The organism is Pollutimonas subterranea (assembly GCF_002849655.1).
Lineage (GTDB): Bacteria > Pseudomonadota > Gammaproteobacteria > Burkholderiales > Burkholderiaceae_B > Pollutimonas > Pollutimonas subterranea.
On sequence record NZ_PDNW01000018.1, the window covers coordinates 78,575 to 85,854 of the forward strand.

Below are 7,280 nucleotides of genomic sequence, written 5' to 3' on the forward strand. Positions count from 1 at the left end.
TTCTTAGGTATGTAGATTGTTTATTTCCACGGTTACGTGGACAAGTTCTTCGTGAATGCTCAGTTGCTGCCGAATCTGGTCTGCCGTGATCGAGCTTGACGTGGCGAGCGACACGATACACGCATACTTTCCTGCGCCAACCCTCCATACATGAAGGTCGGTGATCTGCACCGTCGGGTTTTGACGTAAAACTTCTCGGATTTCTTCTACTACCGGGGTATCCATTTCCGCGTCCAGCAGGACGCGCCCTGTCTCGCGCAATAGGCCTTTTGCCCACATAGCCACGAGGGCTGCACCAACAATCCCCATAAGAGGATCGAGCCATGCGGCGCCCCACAGCTTTCCGCCCAACAAAGCCACTATCGCCAGGACAGAGGTCGCCGCATCGGTAATGACGTGCAGGTACGCTGAACGCAGGTTCAGATCATGATGATGGTGGTGCGCTGTGCTCTCTTCTGCATGGTGCCCGTGATGATGCCCATGATCTTCTCGCAACAGCCACGCACAAGTCAGGTTCACCATCAGACCGACGATGGCAATGCTGATCGCTTGGTTGTAGTGGATTTCGGCTGGAGAAAAGAGCCTTTCAACTGACTGGAAAAGCATCAAACCGGCCACACCCAACAACATGATCGCGCTGGAGTATCCACCTAGGATCTCAATCTTCCAGGTTCCAAAGGCGAAACGTCGATCTTCAGCGTAGCGCCTGGCTGCGGCATATGCAAGGACGGAAAGCCCAAGCGCTAAAGCGTGCGAGCTCATGTGCCAGCCGTCGGCAAGGAGCGCCATGGAGTTGTACCACCAACCGCCCACTATCTCGGCGACCATCATGGTCGCCGTCAACCATACAGCCCAGCGAGTCCTACGCTGTGCAACAGGATTGCCTTGATCAAATACGTGGGAATGCTGCCAGCGATGAGCCGATGTCTGAATCATGGGGAACCTCTAATTTATTTCAGAATATACTATACCCCAGTACTCTATTTTTCCAGCGAGATCAGAATGGCGCATACAGTTAAAGACAGGAGCCGCCTCCTAGCACGGGTGCGGCGAATTCACGGCCAGACGGCTGCCCTCGAAGCAGCTATAGAAGCAGAGAACGAGTGTCTTGGGATACTTCAGCAAATCGCAGCTATCCGCGGAGCGGTAAACGGCCTCATGGTTGAGGTGCTGGAAGGTCAGATTCGCGAGCACGTCGGTGCCGAGGGTTTGACAGCGGAGGAGCGCGAACAGGAGGTCAATCAGCTGGCGGCGGTGCTGCGATCCTACCTGAAGTAAAGCTCTGGGCTGACTTAACTAAGCGTCTGGTTCTGAACCTCACTGACCTGGCATGACCGAATCTAAAGAGCGCAAGAATTTCTGGGGTGCCTGAAACCCGATAACCTGAAAGTCGATCTCCGCCCCTTGCCTGTCAAAGAAGATGATGCCGGGGGGGCCAAAGAGCCCAAAACGTTTGAGCAGTGCTTGATCGTCGGCATTGTTCGCGGTCACATCGGCTTTAAGCAACACGACGTCTTTGAGGCGTTTTCTTACCTGGGCATCTGTAAACGTGAAGCGCTCCATCTCTTTGCAGGATATGCACCAGTCAGCCCAGAAGTCCAACATGACGTAGCGACCTTCGGCCACCTGCAATTGCGACTCAAGGTTGGCGAGACTCGTAGTTTTCTTAAACTGCAGCTCGGGCGAGCTGATATTCTGTGCGGCCGCAACACCTGGACCTCTTAAGCCACTCAGGGGCTGCAGCACATCGCGGCCTCCTGACAGCACGCCGATAAGCAGCGCCAAACCCGAAATGAGTGCAATGACCCCTACCCCTTTGCCAAAACGCACAAACCCAGGCGAGCTGTCAGGCAGCGGGTCCAACACCTTCAGATACATCGCAGAAATAATGAGCAAGACGGCCCATAAGCTCATATGGACGACAGAGGGTATGACCGGGGAAATCAGGTAGATGGCCACCGCCAGCATCGTGACGCCAAAAAAGTGCTGCACGGACCTCATCCACAAGCCGGCCTTAGGCAAAAGTGCACCCGCTGTGGTGCCAAAGATAAGAAGCGGAACACCCATCCCTATAGCCAGCGAGAAAAGCGCCAAGCCACCGAGCACGACATCTCCTGTCTGCCCAATATAAAGCAGTGCTCCGGCCAGAGGTGCCGCAACGCACGGTCCCACAATGACGGCGGACAATACGCCCATGACGAACACACTGAAGACCTTGCCACCGGCAGATCGGTTTGCAGCGCCCGCTAGGCGACTTTGTATGGAAGCGGGTATCTGGAGTTGATAAAAGCCGAACATGGAAAGCGCGAGGAGTACGAAGACGACGGCAAAACTGCCCAACACCCATGGCTTTTGCAGATATGCCGAGAGCATCGTGCCTGCTAACCCCGCGGCCACACCTGCGAGCGCGTAAGTTACGGCCATGGCCATCACATAAACCAAAGAAAGGCCAAAGGCATGGCGGCGGCTTAGTGATCGGCCTTGACCAATAACCATTCCCGACAGAATCGGAATCATGGGTAGCATGCAGGGTGTAAACGCCAGAACCAAGCCAAAACCAAAGAAGGCGGCTATGAGCGCCCACGCATTGTCCTGAGCGAACAGATCTCGTACGAGGCTTGTTTCCGAGACCTGGACCTTGGCAGTGCTTCGAGGAATGCCACTACTCGCTTGAGCTTGCGCGACGTTAGCACCCGCTGAGGCGGCGCTGGTCTGGGCTACCGCGGCAAGAACTACGGACAGCGTTTTATTTATTGGTGGATAGCAGACTCCGGTCGGATCGTTACAACCCTGATAGGAGGCTTGCAGAATCAGCGGCTCGGAAATAGATCCAGACAACCGATTTAACGTAATTGGGATCTGGACAGATCCGTAATACACCTCGACCTGCCCAAAAGTGGGGTCATCCTTAAACTTACCTTGGGGTAGCGCGACGTTCTTGATCGCCGCGTTGGATGGCTGCTGAAGGTCAAACGCAATCCTATCGCGATAAAGATAATAGCCGTCTGCTGCACTAAGCGTAGCGACCAGCGTATCGGCGTCGCGTGCCCTCACCGAGACTTTGAACGCTTCATCTGGTGGCAACAGCTCTTGATCAGAACTCTCGCTGCCAAACAAACTTCGCATGGAGCCCAGAATCCCACTGTTCGAGAAAGCAGAAGCCGACACTGTAATACCAGTCGGGTCGGCTGGCATTTCAGAAAATTGTGCGGGACTAACGCCAGGTAACCACGCCAGTGCCAGCACGAGCAGAGCCATCAACAAACGGATAGATTTCACTTCAACTACTCATCATCCAGACCATCATGACGCCCATGAAAACGAAGGCCAAAATAGCGACCAACCCAATTACAGCTAGCGCTAGGAGAACTATTCGTGTGAGTTTGGTTCCCATGGCCTGCTCAGGTATCAAGGTGCTCTATTGTGGTTTAGTAAACGTCGGCGGTCCCCAGCATTAGCCTCTTCCGGCATTGGCACTTGGGCGGGTTCGCCCTTCTTTGATTCGTTATCGCTGTGGCCCGACTGCATGCCTTTCATCATGAAAAACATCATCAACGGACAGATTAAGAAGAATAAGAATGGGCTCACAGCAATAATCAATTCACGTGCGGCGGGCAATACCGCATACGCAACGGCGATCACCATGGCTAGCCCAAGACCGCCTTTCACCATCGTTTTTATATCGCATTTCATTGTTAGCTCTCCTTGTACTTGCGTCGCTAGCGCTTTATGCGGAAATCTACCGACAAGCCTACTGTAACGGTCCGTTGCTGTCAGACAGATTGCGCTGACATTACATCTTTGTCATCTTTGGAAAAGCGCTCTAGGAAGCAAAAGAATTGTTGCTATATGTACAAAGCGTTCGCACTGTTTCAATGGCACTAGTGGACACAGGGCAAAGCGTTCCATGTTTACAACGGGCGGCAAATACTGCCGGTTGACATTATCACTGTGGGAACGTTTACGCTGCTGATAAACGTGATGAAGACCAAGTGAGGCAGACAGCGCTCCCCGGAACACTGCAATCCTGCCTGAGGAACTATGAATGCTATGGACGAGAACCACACAAGTTTGGGCGATGACATCCTGGCTGCCCTCAAGCGGGCGTGTGACGAAGGAGATCTTCTGGTCGCTGAGCACCTATTGCGTGCGCTGGAGACAATGGCTGATCGGGCAGGAGGCGATGAACGAATGGAGCGCGCTTACCTTCAGGTAGTTCGTTCGCTGGTAGACACTAAACACCGCCGATAGCCGTCTCACGTCAATGGACGCAATGGTTTGCTCGCGAGGCAATCGCCCCTTGTTATTGCTCCTTCGCTGATCGGAATTTTAGAAAAGGCCGTAGCAAAAGGCCGGCTTTCCTGCCGCCCTCGAAGAATAAACTGGAATTGAATGTGACACCGTCTACAGACAAAGCAGTGCAGAATGAGCCGACGGTGAAATGGCTGGCCTGGTTGCTTGGCAGCTATACGATGCTGGGCCCGTTTTCCATTTCGACGTACATGCCTTTTTTTCCGATGCTGATGGTGAGCCTCGGAGCAACGCAGCTCGAACTTCAACAGACGCTTAGCGCTTACCTCGCTGCCTTTGGGGTCATGATGCTTCTGCACGGACCACTATCCGACGCATTCGGGCGCCGTCCGGTCATCCTGGCCGCACTAGCCGTTTACTTCGTAGCGTCCATTGGCGGGGCATTGGCCAGTTCTCTTGGTCTGTTGATCTGTTTCCGTACATTCCAGGGGCTCTCAGTGGGTGCGGGCAGCGTCGTAGGGCGTGTAGTCATTCGAGATCGGCTTGAAGGCACTGCAGCTCAAAAATTGCTCGCGCAAGTGAGCATGATATTCGGCCTCGCTCCTGCCATTGCTCCAGTATTTGGAGGATGGCTACAAAATTGGTTTCCCTGGCAATCGGTATTCATTTTTATGGCCATTTTCAGTGGGCTGCAACTGATGGTCAGCTACTTCTGTTTGCCGGAGACCTTGCCACGGGAGCGACGGACCTCGATGAGGCCAGCAGCGCTTCTGCGTAGCTACAACGCTGTGCTAAGGAGCAGGCCGTTCTGGTTGTTGTCTCTGGCCTTAAGTTGTAATTTCATAGGCTTTTTTGTGTATGTTTCCGCAGCGCCTATTTTTGTTGTTCAGTATCTTGGATTAAGTAAGGCGGAATTCGGGTGGCTGTTCATTCCTGCGACTTCCGGCATAATCTTCGGCGCTTACCTGTCAGGAAAATTCGCGAAACGATTCGCACCATTGACGACGGTCAGCTATGGATACTTGATAATGGCGGGTGCCACCGTGCTCAATGTGTTGTACAACGCCTATCTGCCGCCCGTTCTGCCCTGGGTCATTCTGCCCCTGGCGCTTTATACGGTTGGTATGTCGTTTGTGACCCCAACCATTACATTGCTGACGCTCGATTTGTTCCCTTCAGCACGTGGGATGGCAGCTTCCTTGCAAGGTTTTGTTCAAACCATGGTCATGACCTTGGCCTCGGGATTGGTCGCTCCACTAGTAGCCGATTCCGGCCTGGCTATGGCGCTAACGGTGTTCTGTTTTCTTGGAGCGGGATGTCTGGCTTGGTTTTGTTACACAAGGCTGAACCGGTAGTGGACGTACGAGTTGAGATCGGCGACGGAGTGTTGACACAGTCACGGCTGACCTCGAACGCGTACGCCCGCCCTTATCAAAAATGCCGCCATAGCACGTAACGTAGTTGTACACCTCTCTTCGCCAACCAATTGTTAGACACTTGAATTCATAGTGGAGCGTGCAGGCCTAGCCGTACGCCAGGCGCTGACCAATAAGCACATCGTATCCGCAACATGCATCATGCAGCGGTTGTACTGTGCGGGCACTAGTCGTCTATGCCATCCGCCTGCACTCTTCGGCACACTTGCGGCAAGCCTCGGCGCAGCGCTGGCAGTGATCCATTTGATGCTTGGCACATTCATCTGCGCACGCTTGGCAAACATCTGCGCACAAGCGACAAAGCGCTTGGGCGAATTCACTGTCCCGGGCCATATAGCTGGCCGCGATGCGGCAAATCTGCGCGCAATCCATGTCCAGCTTTATACAACGCGCCATGCTTTTAACATTTTGTTCCCCCAGGCATGACACAGCGCAGTGGTCGCACTCTGCAGCGCAGGCATAACATGCGTCGATACAAGATTGAAATTTTTCATGAGCCATATTGATCTCCAAAGGACTTAACATGTGATTATCAAGTGGCTCCGCTATGCGATGCCACTTCCCTAATCCAGCAACTTCAATGCCTTAAGCCCAATACTCTGCTCTAAAATCTCGTTGTCTTCACGCAATCTGTGTTCTACATTCACCTCATATTACAAATTTTTAATGATTGCGTTATGTTGACGTCAGTAGTACCACTGTAGTTCCGTAACACAATCAATACCCCATGGTTGGAGCCTGTGCAGGCATTGCGCGTGCCGAATGGTCCTACGCCTTTCTGGAGCACGACCATGCACATATCCCTGAAGATGAGGAACATGAAATGAGCACTGTTGTCCTAGAATCGACGCTGACCTGCCCTGAATGTGGGTATGTCAAAACGGAAACCATGCCAACTAACGCCTGCCAATGGTTCTACGCGTGCGAGCAATGCCCGGCTGTTTTGAAGCCGCAACCCGGCGACTGCTGTGTTTATTGTTCGTACGGTTCCGTACCCTGTCCGCCAGTTCAAGAACACAGCAGACAAAAAGGCTGTTGTAGCTGATCGGAACCTCAAGAGGCAAAACACGCAACTACCCAATCGCCCCAAGCGCCGGGAACGTCCTCAATAACCAAATCGCAAAACGCACCAACTGTCCACTCGCCACCGCAATGCCCATCAGCACCAGAATCGCGCCGGTGATTATCTGAAGATAACGCCCCGCTCGGCGCAACGAACCCAGTCGACGCATAAAAGAGGTCATGAAGTACGCGGAAAGCAGGAACGGTACACCTAACCCCAGTGCGTAAATACCCAAAAGCAGTACGCCCTGCCCAAGACTCTCTGAGGTGGCGCCAAGCAACAGAATACCGCCGAGCACGGGACCGATGCATGGTGTCCAACCGAAGCCGAACGCCATGCCAAGCACAGTAGCCGACCAAGGCTTTCCACCGCCGCCCCGTGGTTCAAAGCGGTAGTAACGCTGGGTAATCCCCCCATAGAACCGCAGTGAGCTGAAGTAGAATTTCCACAACAAGGAAATTCGAGCAATGAAGCAATCCCGATTTACCGACAGCCAGATCATGGCGATCCTCAAACAAGCCGAAGCCGGC

8 protein-coding genes are annotated in these 7,280 nt (G+C 53.4%); 3 read left to right on the forward strand and 5 right to left on the reverse strand.

The window, feature by feature from the left end:
- Window positions 1-3: 3 nt before the first annotated feature.
- The gene (gene dmeF, locus CR159_RS17550) at window positions 4-936 is read right to left on the reverse strand and encodes a CDF family Co(II)/Ni(II) efflux transporter DmeF (protein ID WP_102075255.1); all 933 of its coding nucleotides are present in this window, start codon (window positions 934-936) and stop codon (window positions 4-6) included.
- Between the two features lie 66 nt (window positions 937-1,002).
- Between dmeF and CR159_RS17555 the strand changes: the two genes are divergently transcribed.
- Window positions 1,003-1,278 carry a metal/formaldehyde-sensitive transcriptional repressor gene (locus CR159_RS17555; RefSeq protein WP_102075256.1) on the forward strand — a complete coding sequence of 92 codons (276 nt, stop codon included), beginning with the start codon at window positions 1,003-1,005 and terminating at the stop codon, window positions 1,276-1,278.
- Window positions 1,279-1,317: 39 nt separating this feature from the next.
- On the opposite strand, the gene dsbD is transcribed toward CR159_RS17555, so the two are convergent.
- Complete coding sequence (gene dsbD / locus CR159_RS17560) at window positions 1,318-3,279, reverse strand: protein-disulfide reductase DsbD (protein WP_233208381.1); 1,962 nt, start codon at window positions 3,277-3,279, stop codon at window positions 1,318-1,320.
- A 129-nt stretch (window positions 3,280-3,408) separates the two neighbouring features.
- On the reverse strand, window positions 3,409-3,693 hold the full coding sequence (locus tag CR159_RS17565) for a DUF2933 domain-containing protein (RefSeq protein ID WP_102075257.1): 285 nt from the start codon (window positions 3,691-3,693) through the stop codon (window positions 3,409-3,411).
- A 743-nt stretch (window positions 3,694-4,436) separates the two neighbouring features.
- On the opposite strand from CR159_RS17565, the gene CR159_RS17575 reads away from it, so the two are divergent.
- Window positions 4,437-5,606 carry a multidrug effflux MFS transporter gene (locus CR159_RS17575; RefSeq protein WP_143705480.1) on the forward strand — a complete coding sequence of 390 codons (1,170 nt, stop codon included), beginning with the start codon at window positions 4,437-4,439 and terminating at the stop codon, window positions 5,604-5,606.
- A 255-nt stretch (window positions 5,607-5,861) separates the two neighbouring features.
- Here the strand turns inward: CR159_RS17575 and CR159_RS17580 are convergent, their stop codons facing one another.
- Window positions 5,862-6,212: a four-helix bundle copper-binding protein gene (locus tag CR159_RS17580; RefSeq protein ID WP_369406262.1), complete on the reverse strand. Its 351-nt coding sequence runs from the start codon at window positions 6,210-6,212 to the stop codon at window positions 5,862-5,864.
- 298 nt (window positions 6,213-6,510) lie between these two features.
- Here CR159_RS17580 and CR159_RS21975 point away from each other — a divergent pair, with 298 nt between their 5' ends.
- Window positions 6,511-6,732, forward strand: coding sequence for a GDCCVxC domain-containing (seleno)protein (locus CR159_RS21975; protein ID WP_102075271.1), 222 nt, complete (start codon window positions 6,511-6,513; stop codon window positions 6,730-6,732).
- Window positions 6,733-6,760: 28 nt separating this feature from the next.
- Here CR159_RS21975 and CR159_RS17590 read toward each other — a convergent pair.
- Window positions 6,761-7,280, reverse strand: a 520-nt coding sequence (locus CR159_RS17590; protein ID WP_199173354.1) for a cytochrome c biogenesis CcdA family protein, incomplete at its 5' end; no start/stop codon positions are given.

What these genes read in the sequence shown, in the direction of transcription:
- dmeF (WP_102075255.1), bottom strand. Translation starts at nt 936, where the DNA reads ATGATTCAGACATCGGCTCATCGCTGGCAGCATTCCCACGTATTTGAT.
- CR159_RS17555 (WP_102075256.1), top strand. Translation starts at nt 1,003, where the DNA reads ATGGCGCATACAGTTAAAGACAGGAGCCGCCTCCTAGCACGGGTGCGG.
- CR159_RS17565 (WP_102075257.1), bottom strand. Translation starts at nt 3,693, where the DNA reads ATGAAATGCGATATAAAAACGATGGTGAAAGGCGGTCTTGGGCTAGCC.
- CR159_RS17580 (WP_369406262.1), bottom strand. Translation starts at nt 6,212, where the DNA reads ATGTTAAGTCCTTTGGAGATCAATATGGCTCATGAAAAATTTCAATCT.
- CR159_RS21975 (WP_102075271.1), top strand. Translation starts at nt 6,511, where the DNA reads ATGAGCACTGTTGTCCTAGAATCGACGCTGACCTGCCCTGAATGTGGG.